Source organism: Gilliamella sp. Nev5-1 (assembly GCF_001690895.1).
Lineage (GTDB): Bacteria > Pseudomonadota > Gammaproteobacteria > Enterobacterales > Orbaceae > Gilliamella > Gilliamella apicola_C.
In genome coordinates this window covers 1-1097 of record NZ_LZHO01000037.1, presented here as the reverse complement: position 1 = coordinate 1097, position 1097 = coordinate 1, and the positions used below count along the sequence as shown (strand labels likewise).

The 1097-nt window shown below is 44.6% G+C and carries 1 protein-coding gene; it reads right to left on the bottom strand.

The annotated features are described in order from the left end of the window. Positions 1 to 194: 194 nt before the first annotated feature. A partial coding sequence (locus A9G41_RS14835; RefSeq protein ID WP_179854681.1) for an RHS repeat-associated core domain-containing protein occupies positions 195 to 1097 on the bottom strand: 903 nt, incomplete at its 5' end.

Genomic DNA, 1097 nt, shown 5'->3' with positions numbered 1-1097 from the left:
CTAATGCGGATTTAGTCAGGTCGTATTCGGTGACAATATCCGCTCGTTTTTTGCCATTTTGGTATAACATTACCCTCTGTTTTTTAAATTCATTACTAAAACTGCGTTTTTCTCTTCTTGAAATGGGATTTGTCATTGTTGGTTCCTTTTGTTTTTTGGTTATCATAACAATGACCTTATTAAACTGGTACTAATTAGTGTGGCCTGTCCATAGTATAAATTCTTTTTCCTTTTTCAGTTATAGTTATTATTGGATTTACGCCTGCAAACTTTTCAATAACTTTGTTAAGATTTCCTGTAGACCAATTCTTTGAATATTTTTTAGCTCTAGCTGCACCGCCAGTTAGCCCTTCAGTATTTGTGCTATTCGTTTCTTTTTTAGCCTTTACCCCCGGACACTCATCCGACAACCCCAACGGGTCAATCCAAGCCAGTGGGTCGGGGACGTAGCGGTAGGCATTTTCACCACCGGCCAGTCCTATTGGGTCTTGGCTGATGTAGCGGGCGGTGTACGGGTCGTAATAGCGGTAGCGATTATAGTGTAACCCTGACTCTTCGTCAAAATACTGCCCTTGAAAGCGCAGATTTTGTGGTACGGTGCGGTATTCTATGGCGAGGTTGCCATAGGATTTGTAAACACCACTCCAGACAATGTCGCCATTCGCCGTTATGAGCTCTTGCGGGGTGCCGAGTTGGTCGTTGAGGTAGTAGTAGATTTGCCCACCTCGTCCACGACCGACTAACTGCGCCATCGGTCTAAAGCCGGTGCTGCCCGGCTCGTAAATGTAACTGATGCAGCGGTAGTCTTGGGCCTTGGTGTGTTCATTGCGGATTACCTCTACACTAAAGTCCGCATCATCGGCGTGGCATTCCGTAATGAGGTTTTCACCTTGCCAAAAGAACAGCGTTTTATCGCCCGTTTGCATGTCGGTTTTGCTGATTCGGCGACCAAAGGCGTCATACTCATAACAGTGTACGGTTTCTACCGTTTGATGAAAGTCTTTGTCGTTTTCGTCCCAGTAGTGGCGGATTTTTTTAAATTCAATAAGCTGATGTTGCCCATTCCATTTAAATTGGTGTTCAGTATGTTGCCGTTT